The sequence below is a fragment of the Geobacillus sp. YHL genome, from assembly GCF_022341265.1.
Taxonomy (GTDB): Bacteria; Bacillota; Bacilli; order Bacillales; family Anoxybacillaceae; genus Geobacillus; species Geobacillus thermoleovorans.
Genome location: NZ_JAEIGB010000002.1, coordinates 162,276 through 181,286, shown reverse-complemented (window position 1 = coordinate 181,286; position 19,011 = coordinate 162,276). Strand labels below are relative to the sequence as shown.

General features: G+C 47.5%; 15 protein-coding genes, 7 tRNA genes and 1 rRNA gene. 20 read left to right on the top strand and 3 right to left on the bottom strand.

Going from position 1 to position 19,011, the window contains the following annotated elements:
• Positions 1–3: 3 nt before the first annotated feature.
• The 8 genes from rhaA to JCR24_RS03365 all read left to right on the top strand — a co-directional run bounded on the left by rhaA (position 4) and on the right by JCR24_RS03365 (position 11,949).
• Positions 4–1,254, top strand: coding sequence for an L-rhamnose isomerase (rhaA, locus tag JCR24_RS03400; protein WP_025950636.1), 1,251 nt, complete (start codon positions 4–6; stop codon positions 1,252–1,254).
• Between the two features lie 106 nt (positions 1,255–1,360).
• Entirely contained in the window at positions 1,361–3,046 is a 1,686-nt protein-coding gene (locus JCR24_RS03395) for a cache domain-containing sensor histidine kinase (RefSeq protein ID WP_238980081.1), read from the top strand.
• Positions 3,040–4,533, top strand: coding sequence for a response regulator (locus JCR24_RS03390; protein ID WP_238980080.1), 1,494 nt, complete (start codon positions 3,040–3,042; stop codon positions 4,531–4,533). Before JCR24_RS03395 ends, JCR24_RS03390 begins: the two co-directional genes overlap by 7 nt.
• A gap of 249 nt (positions 4,534–4,782) precedes the next feature.
• A complete protein-coding gene (locus JCR24_RS03385) occupies positions 4,783–6,102 on the top strand; it encodes an ABC transporter substrate-binding protein (RefSeq protein WP_238980079.1) in 1,320 nt (439 codons plus the stop codon).
• An 89-nt stretch (positions 6,103–6,191) separates the two neighbouring features.
• Positions 6,192–7,058: a carbohydrate ABC transporter permease gene (locus JCR24_RS03380; RefSeq protein ID WP_063192630.1), complete on the top strand. Its 867-nt coding sequence runs from the start codon at positions 6,192–6,194 to the stop codon at positions 7,056–7,058.
• A gap of 83 nt (positions 7,059–7,141) precedes the next feature.
• Entirely contained in the window at positions 7,142–7,948 is an 807-nt protein-coding gene (locus JCR24_RS03375) for a carbohydrate ABC transporter permease (protein ID WP_063193819.1), read from the top strand.
• 37 nt (positions 7,949–7,985) lie between these two features.
• Positions 7,986–8,882: an ROK family protein gene (locus tag JCR24_RS03370; RefSeq protein WP_025950630.1), complete on the top strand. Its 897-nt coding sequence runs from the start codon at positions 7,986–7,988 to the stop codon at positions 8,880–8,882.
• A 133-nt stretch (positions 8,883–9,015) separates the two neighbouring features.
• On the top strand, positions 9,016–11,949 hold the full coding sequence (locus tag JCR24_RS03365) for an alpha-L-rhamnosidase (protein ID WP_063192629.1): 2,934 nt from the start codon (positions 9,016–9,018) through the stop codon (positions 11,947–11,949).
• Positions 11,950–12,120: 171 nt separating this feature from the next.
• Here the strand turns inward: JCR24_RS03365 and JCR24_RS03360 are convergent, their stop codons facing one another.
• Positions 12,121–12,912 carry a DeoR/GlpR family DNA-binding transcription regulator gene (locus tag JCR24_RS03360; RefSeq protein ID WP_025950628.1) on the bottom strand — a complete coding sequence of 264 codons (792 nt, stop codon included), beginning with the start codon at positions 12,910–12,912 and terminating at the stop codon, positions 12,121–12,123.
• Between the two features lie 220 nt (positions 12,913–13,132).
• Between JCR24_RS03360 and JCR24_RS03355 the strand changes: the two genes are divergently transcribed.
• The gene (locus JCR24_RS03355) at positions 13,133–14,803 is read left to right on the top strand and encodes a DUF6044 family protein (RefSeq protein ID WP_238980078.1); all 1,671 of its coding nucleotides are present in this window, start codon (positions 13,133–13,135) and stop codon (positions 14,801–14,803) included.
• Positions 14,804–14,850: 47 nt separating this feature from the next.
• Here the strand turns inward: JCR24_RS03355 and JCR24_RS03350 are convergent, their stop codons facing one another.
• Positions 14,851–15,483, bottom strand: a complete 633-nt coding sequence (locus tag JCR24_RS03350) for a DUF2238 domain-containing protein (protein WP_238980077.1) — start codon at positions 15,481–15,483, stop codon at positions 14,851–14,853.
• Between the two features lie 265 nt (positions 15,484–15,748).
• Here JCR24_RS03350 and JCR24_RS03345 point away from each other — a divergent pair, with 265 nt between their 5' ends.
• The 10 genes from JCR24_RS03345 to JCR24_RS03300 all read left to right on the top strand — a co-directional run bounded on the left by JCR24_RS03345 (position 15,749) and on the right by JCR24_RS03300 (position 17,547).
• Positions 15,749–15,838, top strand: coding sequence for a putative holin-like toxin (locus JCR24_RS03345; RefSeq protein ID WP_020959884.1), 90 nt, complete (start codon positions 15,749–15,751; stop codon positions 15,836–15,838).
• 339 nt (positions 15,839–16,177) lie between these two features.
• Positions 16,178–16,294: ribosomal RNA gene (gene rrf / locus JCR24_RS03340) — 5S ribosomal RNA — on the top strand.
• Positions 16,295–16,302: 8 nt separating this feature from the next.
• Positions 16,303–16,377, top strand: a tRNA-Val gene (locus tag JCR24_RS03335).
• A gap of 4 nt (positions 16,378–16,381) precedes the next feature.
• Positions 16,382–16,453: transfer RNA gene (locus JCR24_RS03330), tRNA-Ala, on the top strand.
• 7 nt (positions 16,454–16,460) lie between these two features.
• A tRNA-Leu gene (locus JCR24_RS03325) sits at positions 16,461–16,543 on the top strand.
• Positions 16,544–16,560: 17 nt separating this feature from the next.
• Positions 16,561–16,653 (top strand) — tRNA-Ser (locus JCR24_RS03320).
• A gap of 294 nt (positions 16,654–16,947) precedes the next feature.
• A tRNA-Thr gene (locus JCR24_RS03315) sits at positions 16,948–17,020 on the top strand.
• A gap of 12 nt (positions 17,021–17,032) precedes the next feature.
• Positions 17,033–17,114: transfer RNA gene (locus JCR24_RS03310), tRNA-Tyr, on the top strand.
• Positions 17,115–17,123: 9 nt separating this feature from the next.
• Positions 17,124–17,197: transfer RNA gene (locus JCR24_RS03305), tRNA-Ile, on the top strand.
• Between the two features lie 143 nt (positions 17,198–17,340).
• Complete coding sequence (locus JCR24_RS03300) at positions 17,341–17,547, top strand: heavy-metal-associated domain-containing protein (RefSeq protein ID WP_020756836.1); 207 nt, start codon at positions 17,341–17,343, stop codon at positions 17,545–17,547.
• A 136-nt stretch (positions 17,548–17,683) separates the two neighbouring features.
• Here JCR24_RS03300 and JCR24_RS03295 read toward each other — a convergent pair whose 3' ends face one another.
• Positions 17,684–18,532, bottom strand: a complete 849-nt coding sequence (locus JCR24_RS03295; RefSeq protein ID WP_238980076.1) for an MBL fold metallo-hydrolase — start codon at positions 18,530–18,532, stop codon at positions 17,684–17,686.
• Positions 18,533–18,680: 148 nt separating this feature from the next.
• Here JCR24_RS03295 and JCR24_RS03290 point away from each other — a divergent pair, with 148 nt between their 5' ends.
• The gene (locus JCR24_RS03290; protein ID WP_025950623.1) at positions 18,681–18,980 is read left to right on the top strand and encodes a phasin family protein; all 300 of its coding nucleotides are present in this window, start codon (positions 18,681–18,683) and stop codon (positions 18,978–18,980) included.
• The last annotated feature ends 31 nt before the right edge of the window (positions 18,981–19,011 follow it).

Here is a 19,011-nt window from a genome sequence, read left to right as displayed (position 1 = left end):
GATATGGCCCGCGATCGGTTTGATGAAGCGAAACAAGCGTATGAGCAGTGGGGGATCAACGTTGATGAGGCGTTGCGCACATTGGAGAAAGTGTCGATTTCCATTCATTGTTGGCAAGGGGACGATATTACAGGGTTTGAAGTGCAAAAGCGTGAGCTGTCCGGTGGAATTGACGTGACGGGCCATTATCCAGGCAAAGCGCGCACGCCGGATGAATTGCGGCAAGATTTGGACAAAGCGCTGTCCTTGATCCCAGGAAAACACCGCGTCAATTTGCACGCGATTTATGCAGAAACCGACGGCAAGGCGGTCGAGCGGGACGAATTGTCCCCGGAGCATTTTGCCAATTGGGTTGAGTGGGCGAAAGATCGGGGGATTGGGTTGGACTTCAACCCGACGCTCTTCTCCCACGAAAAAGCGGCCGATGGTTTGACGCTGTCTCATCCAGACAACGAGATTCGCCAATTTTGGATTCGCCATTGCATTGCCAGCCGGAAAATCGGCGCTTATTTCGGAGAGCAGCTTGGTACGCCGTGCTTGACAAACATTTGGATTCCTGACGGCTACAAAGACATTCCGAGCGACCGGCTCACTCCAAGGGAGCGGCTCAAAGAGTCATTGGATGAAATTTTTGCCGAGCCGATCAATGAAGCATACAATCTCGATTCCGTCGAAAGCAAACTGTTCGGCATCGGTTCTGAAGCGTACGTCGTTGGGTCGCATGAATTTTATCTTGGCTATGCCTTGACTCGCAACAAAATCTACCTGCTTGATACCGGCCATTTCCATCCGACGGAGACGATTTCGAATAAAATTTCCGCTCTGTTGCTTTATTTGGACAAGCTGGCGTTGCACGTCTCACGGCCGGTGCGATGGGACAGCGACCATGTTGTCATTTTGGACGATGAACTCAAGGAAATCGCCTTAGAAGTTGTCCGCAACAAGGCGCTGGATCGCGTTATGATCGGCCTTGACTTTTTCGACGCGAGCATCAATCGGGTGGCGGCGTGGGTCATCGGCACGCGCAATATGATCAAAGCGTTGCTTTATGCACTCTTATTACCGCACGATCACTTGAAGAAGCTGCAAGAGGAAGAGCGATTCACAGAGCGGCTTGCGCTGATGGAAGAGTTTAAAACGTATCCGTTCGGAGCGGTGTGGGATGAATATTGCGTGTCGATGAACGTTCCGGTAAGGGAACATTGGTTGGCCGAAGTGCAAAAGTATGAAGAAGAGGTGCTGTTGAAACGGTAATGTTGTTGATCATAAACGGGATCGTCAAGCGTAATAGATTGACGATCCCGTTCCTCCTCGTTTCCGTGCCATCATGACAGAGCCATTAAAGAAAGTTGGATGAAAGATGAAAACTATTCGTTCCATATGGAGTAAAATTCGCCTAAAAGACAACATTCGCAGCAAATATTTCCTCCTCATGATCGGCATTTCGATCCCTCCTTTGTTGTTGCTCGGTTTTGTTTCGTTTCATATCGCGAGAAGCACATTAATTGATCATCAACTAAAAACAATGGAAAAACAGTTGCAGACATCCAGTCATGTGGCGGATTTGTTGTTCCAAAACATCATCAACATGGAACGCCTGATCTCATGGAATGGGGATGTCCGGAATGAACTCGTCAACAGTGAGAAGTATGTGCGCGGTGGACTTGACCAAGACACGACGCGAAAAATCGAACATTTAATCTCAAGCTACTTCATTGATACTCAATACATTGATTCCATCTGTTTATTTGATAATCACTACCGTGCGGTCTGTTACGGAAATCCGAACAGCAGCGGGAAATACGGAAAAGGCGGAGTTCATCAGGAAATCGCCCGCTTTCCATGGTATCAGAGGAGTCTAGAAGAACAAGGAAGACCGGTGTTTTTTGGCTACAATGTCCTTAATGAAGGACAGTCAAATAGCACGTTTTCATCGGTAAAATTGTTAAGGGACCCGCAAAATGTGTTTCATCCACGGAAAATAGGTCTATTGGTTGTCAATATTCGAAAGTCGATGTTTCAACGAGTATTTCCGCAGGAGAAAAGCTTTGAATGGGCGATCCTAGATTTCACGGGCAAAGAAGGGAAAGACGTTTTTAACAAAGTTCCGCCTCTTCTGTTAAAATTTTTAAACAGCGATGCAAAATCTTTTCCTCATCAGCTGCAGGAAAAGGGGTATCTAATTAGCAGCTATCAGAATGAAACGACAGAATGGTTTTTTATCCAAATCATCAAAGAAAAGGAGCTGCTGAAGCAAGCCCGCCAAATCGGGGTGGCAACCGCGCTTATCTCGTCAGTTCTTGGTCTTTTCGCCCTTTTTTTCGCCTTTTTTGCGTCTGGGAGAGTAGCGAAGCCGTTGATGAATCTGCGGGAAATTTTCCAAAAGGTGACGGTAGAAAATCAGGAATTGAACGAAAAGCTTGTTCGTGCTCAATTAGAAAAAAAAGAGGCGGAGTTAAGAGCTCTTCAAGCGCAGATCAAGCCGCATTTTTTATATAACACACTCGATTCTATTTATTGGATGGCTATACTGAAAAATCACCATGAAATCGCGCAAATGGCTGTCGCGTTGTCGGAAAGCTTCAAGTTGAGCTTGAACCAAGGGGAGGATATGATTCCCGTGTCCAAAGAATTAGAACATATCCGCCATTATGTGACCATTCAAAACATTCGGTATCAAAATCGTTTTCGTTATATCGAACAAGTGGATTGTGCTGTCATAGAGAAAAAAATCCCGAAACTGCTGCTTCAGCCGTTAGTTGAAAACGCCATTTACCACGGTTTAGAACCGAAAGTGGGGCCAGGGACTGTTGAAGTCATTGGAAGCATCGTAGACGGACAAGTTGTTTTTGTCATCCGTGATAACGGAGTGGGGATCGCGGATATGAAACAGATTGAACAAGGGTTTGGGTTGCGGAATGTGAGGGAAAGATTGGTTTTATGTTACGGACCGGAAAGTTCACTAACGGTATCAAGCCAAGTGAACGAAGGAACGACAGTGGAGATCAAGTTTCGTCCAGAAGCGGGAGGTGACGACAAATGTTAAAGGCCGTCATCTTTGATGATGAGTATATTGTGCTTCAAGGATTGCAAACGATGATTGATTGGAAGCAGTACGGAATTGAACTGGCGGGAACAGCTGCAAACGGAACGGATGCTTTGGCATTATTTGAAGCGACTCGTCCTGATATCGTTTTCACGGATATTCGCATGCCGGGAATGGATGGATTGGAAGTCATCGAGAACATTTTATCTATGGCTCCGGATACGATTTGCATTGTTTTCAGTGGTTTTAATGAATTTGAATACGTCAAAAAGGCGCTGAAGCTTGGAGTTGTGGATTATTTAGAAAAACCGATTACCATTCCGATGATCGAGGAAGCGATTAAACGGACGATCGAGAAAATCGAACATCGGCAAAACGTCTCTATGATTCAATCCAAATGGAATGATATGAGAGCAGAATTGTTGGAAAAAGCGACGTTTGATTTATTGATGCTAGGAAAAGAAGCCATACCAAAATGGAGAGAAAGTTTTGGGGAAGAAGCTGAACGCATAAAGGGGGTGACCGTGCTTGCTACGTTCCATGAAGGATGGTCCCTTCCGGAGGACGATTCATACAAAGCCGTTCATATTCGAAACGGGAAGGAACGTTTGTTTATTGTTTTTCATCTTACGCATTTGAACGGAGAACTGTGGGAGAAATGGATCATGGATTTTGAAGACGAAAAACTTGTCATTGGGGCGGGAACAACATATGAGTATGTGGAAGATGCCCCCAAAAGTTATCAAGAGGCATTACAAGCGCTGCGTTATGGGCAATTTATGCAGGAGAACGGTTTAATTCGATTTGAAGATGTTGGAAAGAACCCAAATATTCCGATGAACCTGCCTGAACAAGAGGAAAACATGATTTTTTGCATGCGCTCTGGGGATCAAGAGGGACTTAGGGAGCAAATGCAACGTTTTCTCAAGCAGCTTGATCAACAGCGATTAAATCCCGATATACTGGAACAGGAACTGTTGAAAATGATTTATCTTGCCTTGGAAGTGGTGAAAGAGGTTCACAAAGACATGATTGCCATCAACGACCCTCATTATTTGCCGCATATCCATATTCGAGCCATCCGTACAAAAGAAGACTTGTACCGGTGGTTTCAGGAGCAAATGGAGAAAATGATGGAACGGTTGCTTGCTGCGCGCCGGGAAATTAAGCATGAAGCTGTTGCCAAAGCATGCGATTATATTGAGAAATATTATTTTCGCGATTTGACTTTGCAAGAAGTGGCGGAGTATGTAGGCATGAATCCCGCTTATTTTAGTCTGCTGTTTAAAGAAGAAATGGGGCAATCGTACATTAAATATTTAACAAACGTGCGAATGGAACAGGCGAAGAAGCTGTTGCGGGAGGGAGAAAAAGTCAGCGAAGTGAGCCAGAAGGTTGGCTACCATAGTTATCGTCATTTTTCAGAGCTGTTTAAAAAATACACCGGCATGAAACCAGGACAATATCGAGATATTTTTGACCAATAAAAAGAGGCCTCGCTGCATTGACGAAATGGAAGCGAGGTTTTTGGCATAATGGGGCGTATTGACTTTTATTCTGTCACCAAACATGATGAATGGTGATTGATAACGGGAATAGCCAAAAAAGAAATAAGATGGGTTATTCTAAAAAAAACGTACACACCCCCAAAAAATGAAGCGCTTACAAACAAAACAAAAAACATTTACAATAAAAACATCACAAAAAACAAATAGATTGAAAAGGGGGAGTTGACTTTGACAGGAACAAAAAGGAAGTGGCTGTCCATCCTTTGTTCTACTGCTCTATTGGCAGGGATTTTATCAGGATGCGGCGGAAGCAAAGAAAACGCTTCGGGCAAGGGGGGAGAAAAGGAGACGACTTTGACATTATTGACGGACAACGAAAATCCTCCTGTGCTTGAGGCATTGAAAGCTATTTCCGCAGAATTTGAAAAGAAGTATCACATCAAAACCGAAATCGAAACCCGTCCAGGAGGGGCGGAAGGCGATAACTTGGTCAAAACGCGTCTCGCTACAGGAGATATGACAGACTTAGTTGCTTATAATTCTGGTTCGCTTCTACAAGCGCTAAATCCGGAGAAAAATTTCGTCGATCTTTCGAATGAACCGTATATTGATAAACTCGAAGATTCGTTTAAGAAGTCAGTCACTGTCAACAATAAAGTGTACGGTGTACCACTTGGGAATTTTGCAGCGGGCGGTTGGCTATACAACAAAAAAGTGTATCAAGAGCTTGGGCTTTCTGTTCCGAAAACGTGGGAAGAACTGATGGCCAACTGTGAAAAAATCAAAGCTGCGGGGAAAACGGCGGTGATTGGCACATACAGACATACGTGGACGTCTCAAGTTGTGTTTCTGGCCGACTTTTATAACGTGCTTGCGCAGGAACCGACGTTTGCGGAAGATTACACGGCCAATAAGGCAAAAATCGCCACCACACCTGTTGCATTAAGAGGCTTCGAAAAATTGGAGGAAATCTATAAGAAAGGCTACATGAATAAAGATTTTAACGCAACGACGTATGAAGACGGCTTGAAAATGCTGGCGGAAGGCAAAGGAGCTCATTACCCAATGATTTCCTTTGCGTTGCCAAACATTGAAAAGTTGTATCCAGATAAAGTGAACGATATCGGATTTTTCCCGCAGCCGAGCGACAGCCCCGATATCAATGGAATTACGGTATGGTCGCCAGGAGGCATTTATATTAATAAAGCAAGCGAACATGTCGAAGAAGCGAAGAAATGGCTTGAATTCTTCGTATCGGAAGAAGCGCAACAAATTTTATTGTCAAAAGTGAAGCCTTATGGCCCATCGGCAATTAAAGGAATCCAGCTGCCGGATGATACGTACACAGCCGTCAAAGATATGCTTCCGTACTTTGAACAAGGCAAAACAGCGCCTGCCCTTGAGTTTTTAAGCCCAGTCAAAGGCCCGAACCTCGAACAAATTACCGTTGCGGTTGGAAGCGGCCTCAAATCGGCGAAAGAAGGAGCCGAGTCTTATGATAAAGATGTTGAAAAGCAAGCGAAGCAGCTTGGCTTGAAAGGATGGTAAGCGGGTTGCGGCATCGATGCAAAATCAAGGCCCTGTCCACCGTTCGGCAGGGCTTCCTTTGACTCGAGACATAGAGAGGTGACGGTCGAATGAATCCTCTGGCAAATCGCACATATACGTATTGGTTTCTGATCCCGGCTGGCGTCATTTATTTTGTCTTTTTCTTGTTGCCGACGCTCATGTCGTTTTTCTTCAGCATGACGTGGTGGTCGCTGACCGATTGGAAATTCATTGGGTTGGATAACTTTAAAATGTTTTTAACGGAAGAATCGTTAAATATCGGTTTTCGAAATACGATTATTTATGCCGTTGTGACATGTTCTTTAAAAGTGGTTCTTGGTTTGCTTCTCGGTGTGTTTTTGAGTTCAAAGTTAAGAAGCGTAGGGTTTATTCGTTCGATGGTGTTTTTCCCCTCGCTCCTCAGCACGGTGGCCGTTGGGGTGGCTTTTATGGCGATGATGCATCCGTCGAAAGGATTAATCAACCTCGCCTTAAAAACGATCGGCATTGTGGGGCCGGACTGGCTTGGCGACACGAGAATCGCTCTTTTGTCGGTGGCGCTCGTGGATGTCTGGAAAGGAGTCGGAATGGCAACCGTGATTTTTATCGCCGGAATTATGTCGATTCCGCGCGATTATTATGAAGCGTTGATGATCGATGGAGGAAACGCGTTCCAGCGTTTTTGGCACATTACATTGCCGCTCAGCCGCCCGGCGATGAATTCCGTGATTATTCTCGCATTTATCGGCGGTCTCCGTTCTTTTGATTTGATTTGGGCGATGACGAAAGGCGGGCCTGGATTTAGCACGGACTTAATCGCTTCAATTATTTATAAACAATATCAAGCAGGTTTTTACGGTCTTTCGACAGCTGGAAACGTCATCTTATTCTTGCTCGTTTCTGCATTGGCTTTCCCGCTGTACGTCTATTTGAATCGAAAAGAGGTGAATTTGTAATGAACAAGGCAGTGAATCAGCAGCTTAAACTTCATGTTGCTTCCGAAAAACCGAAGAGCCTGACAAGCAAAAAGATTGGGAAGATGGCTGCCGAGTTTGTCGCTGTTTTATTGACCTTGGTTGTATTCGGCATTCCTTTTTATTTTGTCATGATCAATGCAGTAAAGGATGTGCAGGAATCTTCCCTGTTGAATATGGCATGGCCGAGTTCATTTCATCTGATTGAAAATATACGGACAGTGTTGGCGGCACAAGATGGCATGATCATTCGCGCTTTTTTTAACAGCCTTATGATCACCATGTTTTCGATTATTCTTCTCATTTTTCTTGGATCTATGGCGGGGTATGTGCTGCACCGAAAGAAAAGCAAAGCAACACCGTTTTTTGACTTTTTGATTCTTGTTGGGCTCATCATTCCTCCAGCAGTTGTGCCGACCATTTGGGTGCTCAATGAAATCGGCTTGTTTAAAACGATGCCAGGAATCGTTCTTGTTGAAGTGGCGCTCCAACTTCCGTTTACGGTGCTTCTTTATAAAAATTTCATGGCCACGATTCCAAAGGAAATTGATGAAGCGGCATTAATCGATGGCTGCGGACGTTTCCGTCTGTTTTTCTCCATTATCTTCCCGTTGTTAAAACCGGTTTCGGCGACAGTCGTGGTGTTGACGATGGTGGGAATTTATAACGACTTTGTCAATCCACTTTATTTTTATCCAGGCAAGGAAAACGCAACATTGCAACTGACGCTGTACAACTTTTTGAGTATGTACAATACGGAGTGGAACTTGCTGTTTACGAATATTCTCTTAATCTCGCTTCCGCCATTAATTTTGTTTATTTTCTTCAATAAGAAAATCGTTGAAGGCATGGTTGCGGGTTCCATCAAGTGATCGATACATCCATTTTGCATTTCATAGGGGGCGGATGATGAACAAGTATATTGTGTTTGATGTTGGCGGCACGACAGTAAAACATAGCGTGATGCTAGAAGATTATACGATTCTTTCAAAGGACAGCTATCCTACTCAGCGCCATCATGTAGAGCTGTTTTTAGCAGATATGCTCAACGTCATTGAGATGTATAGGGATCTGCACGAAATTAGCGGCATTGCGATCAGTTTGCCGGGCTATATAAATCCATATACTGGATATGCTGAACGAGCGGGATCGATCACTGCATTGGACCATCAAAACTTGAAGCGTCTACTGGAAGAAAAAGTTCATCTAAGGGTGGAAGTTGAAAATGATGGCAATTGTGCGGCATTAGCAGAAAAATTAAATGGGAATGCCGTTGATTGTACAGACTTTATTTGCATAACGATTGGAACCGGGATCGGGGGAGGGATTTTCATCCATAATGAGCTAGTGCGCGGCACTGCGTTCAGAGGTGGAGAATTTGGATTTATGATTACTCAAGGCGGGAGGCGAAACAAGGATATCATGCATAAAAACGCCTCTACTTCTTCATTGGTCAATGGTTATAAGCAATTGAAGGGGCTGGATCAAGGAGCAAATATATCCGGTGAGGAAGTGCTCCTTGAGGCGGAAAAGAATCCGGAGGTAAAGAAGCTGGTTGATTCATGGTTGAAATGTCTTAGTTATGGAATTTTCAACCTGGCTGTCACCTTAAATCCTCAGAAAATTTTGATTGGGGGAGGGATCAGTTCTTGGGGGAATCTAGTCAATCAGCTCAACATTCATTTGGATAACATTGAGCTTTGGAAGGAATTTAAAATTCCTATTGAAACTTGCAAGCATCAAAACGACGCTGGAATGATAGGAGCTCTTTATCACTGGAAGAGAAGAGAGGGACTTGTTCCTTGAGTGAAAAACAAACAAATATCGAAAGGACGTTGGGGAAGCCTTGATTTCTGGCAAGCGAGCAGCTGATGCGATAACAAAAAAAGTTGGTTGAATGAAATCTAACGCCATGCAAAAAGCAGAAAGGGGAAACCATATGGATGTTTTGAAAGTCTGTGATACAAAATGCGAATACAAAACGAATCCTCTCGGAATTGATGTTCTGCGCCCGCGCCTCAGTTGGGTGATCGAATCGGATCAACGAGGAACTGTGCAGCAGGCATATCAAATTCAAGTATGGACGGAAGAACGCGGGGAAAAAATGATGGTCTGGGATCCCGGACGAGTCGAATCTGATCAGTCTATCCACATTGAATATGCTGGACCGAGACTTCGGTCCCGAACGAGATATTTCTATCGGGTGAAAGTGTGGGATAACTTTGGACGAGAGTCGGATTGGAGCGACACGGCCTGGTGGGAAACAGCTTTGTTGGAGTCGGCTGAATGGAAAGCGCGATGGATTACTCCTGATCCCAATGAGATCGACCCATTGGCAGAACCTGCTTTTTTGTTGAGAAAACCGTTTGAAGTGAACAAACCGATTGCAGCGGCGCGCGTGTATGCGACAGGCGTTGGCCTGTATGAACTGTACCTTAACGGACAACGCGTTGGGGAAGATGTGCTTACGCCTGGGTGGACGAGTTATCATAAGCGCCTTCAATATCAAACGTACGATGTGACGAGCCAATTATGTGAAGGCATCAATGCCATCGGTGTGATGTTGGCGGATGGTTGGTATAAAGGGACGCTGGGCTGGGAAGGGAAGCGACATATTTACGGCGATCGGCGCGCCGCTCTTGTGCAGCTTCATGTTTGTTATGAAGATGGGACCGAGGAAATCATTGTGACCGATTCGACATGGAAAGCGGCGACAGGCCCGATTTTATACTCGGAAATTTACCATGGAGAAGTATATGACGCTCGTCTTGAACAGCCAGGGTGGTGCGAAGGAAAGTTCGATGATTCGGATTGGAAGCCGACAGTAGTGCTCACGGATATGCCGTTGAACCATTTGATCGCGCAAGAAAATTGGCCGACGCGCATCACGGAAACGATTCGCCCCATCGCTTCATTTGTGACGCCTGCGGGGGAAGCGGTGCTGGATATGGGGCAAAATATGGTGGGCCGCATCCGAATGACGGTCAGCGCACCACCGGGAACAACGATTACGCTTCAACATGCTGAGGTTCTGGATAAAGAGGGGAATTTTTACACAGGAAATTTGCGCAGGGCAAAGCAGACGGTCACTTATATTGCCAAGGGGGAAGGAACAGAGACATATGCGCCCCATTTTACGTTTCAAGGATTTCGCTATGTCAAAGTGGAAGGATATCCGGGCCAAGAAAAAGGTCTGCCGCTGGATTGTTTTGTCGGCGAAGTGATCCACTCGGATATGGAGCCGACGGGGCATTTTGAATGTTCTCATCCACTCGTCAATCAACTCCAACAAAACATCCGTTGGGGACAGCGCGGCAACTTTGTTGATGTGCCGACCGATTGCCCACAGCGCGATGAACGGCTCGGATGGACGGGCGATGCGCAAGTATTCATCCGCACCGCTCTATTTAACTATCAAGGGGCGCCATTTTTTACAAAATGGCTGCGCGATTTAAAAGCGGACCAATTTCCAGACGGCGGCGTTCCGTTTGTCATCCCGAATATATTGGGAGCGGAAGGGGCGTCATCTTCCGCTGCATGGGGCGATGCCGCAGTCATTTGCCCGTGGACGGTGTATCTCGTGTATGGAGACAAACGATTGCTGGCGGAGCAATACGACAGCATGAAAGCGTGGGTCGAATATATACGCCGCCAAGGAGAAAACGAACATCTCTGGAATACCGGCTTCCATTTCGGTGACTGGCTGGCGCTCGATGCCAAGGAAAACAGCTATGTAGGTGCTACGCCCACCGATTTGATTGCGACAGCCTTTTACGCCTACTCGACACGTCTTGTCCGTGATGCCGCCGTCGTATTAAATAAAGCGGAAGACGTACGGACGTATACGGAATTGCTCAATCGCATCAAAGCGGCGTTTCAGCAGGAATTTATTACTCCGTCAGGTCGTCTCGCTTCTCCAACACAGACGGCGCATGTATTGGCGCTCATGTTTGATTTAGTAGAAGGAGAAGCGAAAAAACGAATTGCTCGTGAATTAAATGAGATGGTCATTGAAAACGACTACCATTTAACAACCGGCTTTGTCGGCACCCCTTATTTATGTTTCGTTTTGTCTGAAAACGGCTATCATGACACTGCAGTAAGATTGCTGCTGCAAGACACGTATCCATCATGGTTGTACAGTGTGAAAAAAGGCGCGACAACGATTTGGGAGCATTGGGACAGCATCAAGCCGGACGGTTCATTTTGGAGCGATGATATGAATTCTTTCAACCATTACGCGTACGGAGCCATTGGTGATTGGCTGTACCGCGTTGTCGCTGGGCTGGATCTTGATGAATCCGTACCGGCTTATCAACGCATCCGCATTCATCCGCGCTGGAGCGGCTTGGACTTGACATATGCGAAAGCGACGTACAAATCGATGTACGGATGGATTGAATCTTCTTGGGTATTGCAAGAGAACGATATTCGCATCCGCATCCGCATTCCAGCCAATGCGACGGCGAGACTCATTTTGCCTGAAGCGAGTGCGGGTGAAGTGAGGGAAAAAGGGAGAACGTTGGACAAAACGAACGGCATCCAGTCAGTTGCCGAGACGGAATACGGGGTTGAGCTCGTTGTCGGGTCTGGGGAATATGATTTTGTTTATCCAAATAAGCGTGGGTTTGTGCTCACATTTTCTGAGCATACGAGGTTCATTGATCTTCTTTCCCATGAAGAAACTGTAAACGTTCTAAAACAATACGCTCCAGAAGTGCTCGGTCTGTCGATGTTTGGGCATTTAAAAATGTTGACATTGCGTCAAATTGCCAACGTCGTGTCTTTGCCGTCTCATCGGTTGAACATGGTGATTGAACAATTGAACCAGCTTCATTTACAACAACCGTCAAAGATAGAGTCATCACGATAAGGTTTAAATTCAAGAAAATTCATATATATCTATATGTGGATGGGCAAGCAACAAAATTTCATTTTTCATCCAAAGCAGGCGGCTCACACATGCTCCGCCTGCTTTGATGCATTTGAGTGGATCCTCCGCTGAAACAAAGCTGCCATTCTTTTTGTATCCTCCTATGCCGGCCTATTCCAACGAAAGCCGATCGGCGCTCTGCTCTGTTCTGGCGATCGTCAGGACAATTTGCCGTTCCTGCAATTTGTGCACGGATTCATGGCCGATTTGATCGTCTGTAATGAGATGATGGATACAGTCAAGATCAGCCATATGAACAAACGTACGCACCCCAAACTTGCTTGAATCGGCCATCAAGATAACTTGATCGGCGATCGACATCATCTTTTTCTTCAGCAACGCCTGCCATTCGTTCGATTCACTTAATCCGCTTTCTAAATGAATCCCTTTGCATGACAAAAACGCTTTGTCAACATGGTACGTTTCCAACGATCGCTCTGCCAACGGCCCTACATAAGAGAGCGAACGCGGCGACAACATGCCGCCTGTTGAAATGACTTGAATTTTTTCTTTTTTGCTGAGCTCAATCGCGACTTTTATCGAGTTGGTCAAGACGGTTAGTGGCATGTCCGGAAGCGTTTTGGCCAAATACCAAGCGGTTGTGCTGGCGTCTAAAATGATGCGGTCGCCGCTTTTGACAAGCTTGGCCGCTTCTTCGGCGATCGCCTTTTTTTCTGTTGCGTTCGTGATCTCTCGTTCGGAAAAGTCGATTTCCGATTCATGGCGAATGCTGATGGCGCCCCCATGGCTTCGTTTCAGTTTGTTTTCCTTTTCTAATTTTTCAAGGTCGCGCCGGATCGTTTCCTCCGTAACGGAAAACAGCTTGCTTAGTTCAGAAACACGAACGCTTAACCGTTCATTGACGATCTCGACGATTTTTTGCTGCCGTTCTGCTGCTAACATGAGGAACTCCTTTCTGGATTGTTGTTTTTTGTCTGTTTCTTTCTGTTTATATCTATATCATAACATATTTTCGATGCATGTCATGGGCTGATTTTCTGTTGCAGCTTCATAAAGAAGTGGAGGCTCTTCATCCATCCTCCCTTCGACCGTCCTTAGGAATAATTTTCTCCTAATTGCACATCGTATCCAATAGAAACTTGGAAATAGGAGCGTCATGCCGATGGACGTACAAAGCGAGCGGCGATTTTTCCTTTTGGCGCTTGGCGTCATCGCCCTTTACGTGTCCCCGCTCTTTCTCCTTGGCGAAAACGCCCATATTCGCGTCCACGATAATTTGGATTCCAATATCGCTTGGTATAAGGTGCTCTCCGAAAGCGGAAAAATCACCGGGCCGCTTGACGCGAAGATTCCGCAAATCGCCAACGGCAAGTTGTCAAGAAATGCCCTCGGTTCGGAGTTGACCGGCATCGTCTGGCTGCACGCGTTATTTCCCACGATGACTGCTTATGCGCTCAGCCAAACGATCACAAGGGTGGTGGCGTTTTTGGGCATGTATCTGTTGTTGAAAACGCATTTCCTGCCTGAGCGGCGGTGGATGGCTGTTCGCATCGGCGTGGCGCTCGCTTTTGCGCTGACGCTGTTTTGGCCGTCAGGGATGTTAAGCACGTTAGGCATGCCGCTCGCGCTTTGGGCGTTTTTGAGCATTCGAAAAGGCGAGGGGGAGTGGAAACATTATGCCGCCCTCACGCTTCTCCCGTTTTATTCGAGTTTTGTGCTCGGTTTCTTTTTCTTTCTGGCCGCCATGGGCGCTCTTTGGCTTTTGGATGTGCTGCGCGGAAAGGGGTGGAACGTCCGTTTTTTCCTTTCCATCGCGTATATGACGCTGCTCTATTTGCTGGTCGAGTACCGGCTTGTGTACTCGTTTTTATGGGAAGACGAGCCGACGAGCCGGGATGAGTACTTCCACGCGCGCCTGACGTTTTGGCATTGTGTCCGTTTAACGTGGAAAAACTTTCTTCTCGGCCATCACCACGTTATGACCGAGCATACGTTGTTTATTTTACCGGCCTGGTTCATCGCGTTGTTCCTCATTTTCGCTAACAAACGATGGAAAGAGGAACGGGTGTTTCTTTTCTTGTTTGGGCTGAATTTCGCGCTGTCGGCATGGTACGCCTTTTGGTTTTATAAAGGGTGGCTGCCATTGACCGAGCGGTTTCATTTTTTAGATACGTTTAACTTCGCCCGCTTCCATTTTTTGCGTCCGCTGATCATTTATGTGCAGTTTGCGCTGGCGTTGAAAATCATCTGGCAATCGAGCGAAAAGGGGAAAACGTGGGCGAAACGGTTGTTAGCGGCGCAAATCATCCTTGTGTTTTTAATTAACGAGGAACTCGTCTTCCGTTATGAACCGACGGTGAAACAATTTTATGCGGAAAAACAATTCCAAGAAATCAAAGAATACATCGGACTCCCGGTGTCCGAGTACCGCGTCGTCAGCATCGGCCTTCATCCGGCCATCGCCCAATACAACGGGTTTTACACGCTTGATACGTACAACAACTTTTACCCGTTGTCCTACAAATACGAGTTCCGCAAAATCATTGAACGTGAACTGGCGAAAAGCAAAACGATCCGCACGTATTTTGATGAGTGGGGCGGGCGCTGCTACATCTTTACGTCAGAACTCGGGAAACGGTATATGTTTACAAAACAGTCGAAAAAACGGCTGAAAAACTTGCAGTTAAATACGAGGCAGTTAAAAAAAATGGGCGGCCGCTATATTTTTTCGGCTGTTCCGATCGACAACGCCGCTGAGAACAGGCTGGCGCTCCAAAAAGTATTCACTTCCGATGAATCGGCATGGACAATTTATTTGTATAAAGTGCAATAAAAAACAGCGGCTTCCTCATTGGCAGTGGAAGCCGCTGCATGACGAGATTAGCTGCGGGGCTGATCCAACCGCGCAAGCTGCCGGTCGTGCCACTTTGAGAGCAGCCATAGGGCAATCAGCGTCCCGATCAATGTACATAACATATCCCATTGCGTGTCCCAAATATCGCCTTGCGTGCCCAAAAAGTCTTTTGATGCCTTGCCTCCTTTGGAGATAATGGACACTAGCCATTCGATGATCTCATACAGGGCAGCGATGGCGAGCGACATGCTTGTGACGATCGTGAAAAGCCAAGCGCCGCGCGGCAACGGTGTTTTCCTCAATAAAATTTCCCGAAGGACGATCGCAAATGTCCCTTTGAGGAAATGGCCAAACCGATCATAATGGTTGCGTTCGAAATGGAACGCCTCTTTGATCCAGTTAAAAAAGGGAACTTGGGAGTAAATATAATGGCCGCCGATCAACATGAGGATTGCCAGCATGGCGATGATGACATACGACATCGTTGTCAGCTGAAAACGTTGGTATAGAGCCATCACGATCCCCACCCCCACAAGCGCTGGGGCGACCTCAAGCGACCACACCGCATAGCTGGCCGGACGAATGGCCGACCAAACGAACACGGCGGCGACGATCAGTAGCAACAGCCCATGAACGTAGGATGGTCTTGCTTGTTCCACCTTTTTTCCTCCTTGGAACAACAAGATTCGTCTATCGTCATTATTCGGAAAAACGCGGATTTTATACAAATTAATTTTATGGGGGAAGGGGTGGAAGCAACGGGAAAAGCGGCGTTTGTCCTCCTCGGGTAGGGAAACATTCCTAATTTTCGACGAGAACACGAATGTATATTCGCATTTACTTCATTCAATGGTATAATGAAACATGCACAGCTATATGCAGGGTGGGCAGTGGCCACTCCCTGAACGAAGGGGGGTGGTGCTGATGATGACGATTGCCGATGCGCTGACGCTCATGATTGCGTTTGCGTCACTCGTTGTTGCGGTGATCGCCGTATCCAAAGACAAAAAGTAACCCACCCTGCTAGGCCGAGGCGAGGGTAGGTTACGATGCCCGAGGCTTGGGCCACTGCGCTTCTTGCAGCGGCTGTGCATGCAGGGCATTGGTGACCGCCAGTGCCCTGCTTTATTGTACGTTCCTTCTCCCTATATTATACGTGTATAAGGAAGAGGATGACAAGAACTTTAGAGAAAGAGACAGTGAAGATCGAAAAAAATGAAAAAGAGGGTTGACTCTTTTGTTTTTTTATAGTAGATTTTACATTGTCGTTCCGATTCTGAGAGAACTCAAATAAAAGATACAAAAAACTTGACAAACTTTTGGATTCCTTTATAATAAAAATCGTCGCCATTGCCTAGTGGTGATAGCGGAGGGGAAACACCCGTTCCCATCCCGAACACGGAAGTTAAGCCCTCCAGCGCCGATGGTAGTTGGGGCCAGCGCCCCTGCAAGAGTAGGTCGCTGCTAGGCGATGTCGTGGAGTATTAGCTCAGCGGGAGAGCACCACGTTGACAGCGTGGGGGTCACTGGTTCGATCCCAGTATACTCCACCATCATGGGGCGTTAGTTCAGGGGGAGAACGCTTCGCTGGCAGCGAAGAGGTCAGGGGTTCAAATCCCCTACGCTCCATTTCCATGCGGTCGTGGCGGAATGGCAGACGCGCTAGGTTGAGGGCCTAGTGGGGGCGACCCCGTGGAGGTTCAAGTCCTCTCGACCGCATCGCTCCAAACAGCTACGGAGGAGTACCCAAGTCTGGCTGAAGGGGTCGGTTTCGAAAACCGATAGGGGTGTCACAGCCCGCGGGGGTTCGAATCCCTCCTCCTCCGCCATAAATATTGACTTAGCTCAATTGGTAGAGACGAGCACCTGCTTCGTCGAGTCGGCTTCGAGTTGCCTCGACGCATCCTGCTTCCTCGAAACAGCTTGTAGAGGAAGAGGCACAGAGCACAACAATGAGCCACCTTCTTGCATTTATTTTATGCCGACTTAGCTCAATTGGTAGAGACGAGCATCTGCATCGTCGAATTTGCTTCGAGTTGTCCCGACGCATCCAGCGTCTTCGAATTGGCTGGGAGAGGAAGGGACACAACAGAAGCCAAGGAGTCACGGTCTACTTCTATCATGCCGACTTAGCTCAATTGGTAGAGCAACTGAATCGTAATCAGTAGGTTGCGGGTTCGAGTCCTGCAGTCGGCATTTTTTATTTATGGAGGGGTAGCGAAGTGGCTAAACGCGGCGGACTGTAAATCCGCTCCCTTTGGGTTCGGCGGTTCGAATCCGTCCCCCTCCATTCATAAACGGGCCTATAGCTCAGCTGGTCAGAGCGCACGCCTGATAAGCGTGAGGTCGGTGGTTCAAGTCCACTTAGGCCCATTTTTTATGACAGATGGCAAGAGCAATTCTTGCCATCTTTTTTTATGCCATCGCTAACGGAGCGATGGGCCCGTTTATGCGGGCGGGAATCGGGCAAAATAAGCGGCGGGGAACGGCATGTTTTTGCGGAAGGAGGGAAGAGGATGGCTGAAGCTACCTTTTATATCGATGGGGCGACGTCGCCGCAACCCATTGCGCGCATTGAACATCTTCTTAGTGGGCTCGACGGCGTGGAGCGCTCGCTCGTCGACACGGAAGATGGGGAAGTGAAGGTTCAATTTGATGAAAAAAAGATTTCGAAGGAACGCATCGTCTTGACGTTGCAGCAGCACGGATTCCGCTTTCAGTAGCAAATTGGCGGCTGTTGTCGACAGTGTAAGGGTGTCCGATTGGGACACCCTTTTTTCTTAGCCACGGCCTGCCGCTGATCATTTCAAACCGGGAAGCCTTTCATTTCCCATTGTAAGCGTCGGCGGGATCGCTCCGTTAATGGACGTACTTTCCGTAATCTGGGACAGCGATGCGGTCAAAATCACAAGCGAGCTTCGTCAGCCCATCACGCAACTCGTCTCCCGCTACTGGGGCGCCGTGTCCCGTGACAGCGACCGATGGGAAGAGGGCGGCCAATTTGCGCACCGATTCGCGGGCGGCCGTCCAGTCGATCGTATAGTAGCGTGGCGGGCCGGTAATTTCGGTTTGCTGGGTCAATACTTTGTACAGTGAGTCTTGGCGGACCGTGACAAACGCATCGCCAGCGATCAAGGCCGCATCGCGCGGACGGAACAAGGAGATGTGGCCCGGTGTGTGCCCGGGGGTGTGCAGCCAGCGGAACTCCGGCAAATGCGGGACAGTGCCGTCCTCAGGTAGAGGTTGGACGCGGCTGCCAAGCTGGATCGGTTCGTTTGGGAAAAACGGCGAGATTTTGGCGAGAAGTCCGCCTTCAACGGACGCGTCCGGTTCGGGATAACGCGCTTTGCCGGTTAAATACGGCAGTTCGTCTTTGTGGGCGTACACCGGCACATTCCATTCCCGGACGAGTTCAATTAAGGCTCCGACGTGGTCAAAGTGGCCATGGGTTAAAATAATGGCTTGCGGGCGGCTGCCGCTGCCAAAGCGGTCTTCAACAGCGGAAATAATATCGTCCGCTGACCCCGGCATTCCCGCATCGATCAAGACGAATGCGCCGTCGCCAGGGCGGCCGACGAGGCAAATGTTGACGATTTGGATCGTATGGCAGTACAAATCGGGCAGCACGCTGACGCCGACGCCGCTTGCTGCGGATGTCGCGGGAATAACATGATAGTCTTCTCCGTAATGCAACGGTTCATCAGCCATTAAAATCCCCTCCTTTGCATCGTTGTCCAACGATAGCATGCCGCATCGACCTGTCTCCTATACAAAAGAGCTGCCGTCTAGCTCGACATGGATCGCCAAAGAATGGTACAATAAGGAAAACACAATGGCACAAGGAGGCTACAAACGAATGAGCATTTTGAAAAAAGGATTGGCATTCGGGCTGGGATTGGCGATTGCAAGCAAAGAACAAGTGGAAAAGATCATTGACGAGCTTGTCAAAAAAGGCGAATTGTCGCTTGACGAATCGAAGGAAGTGATCGATCAATGGAAGCAGCAGACCGAAGCGCGGAAAACGGAAGTGCAGCGGCTTGTACGCGAGCAAATCAAGCAGGTGATCGACAAGCTTGAATTGGCAACAAAAGAAGACGTGCGGCAACTCGAGGAGCGAATCCGCCGTCTGGAGGAAAAAGAACAAAGCGGGCAGTAAACCGATGCGGCCTGTCCGCTCGCTTTTTGCC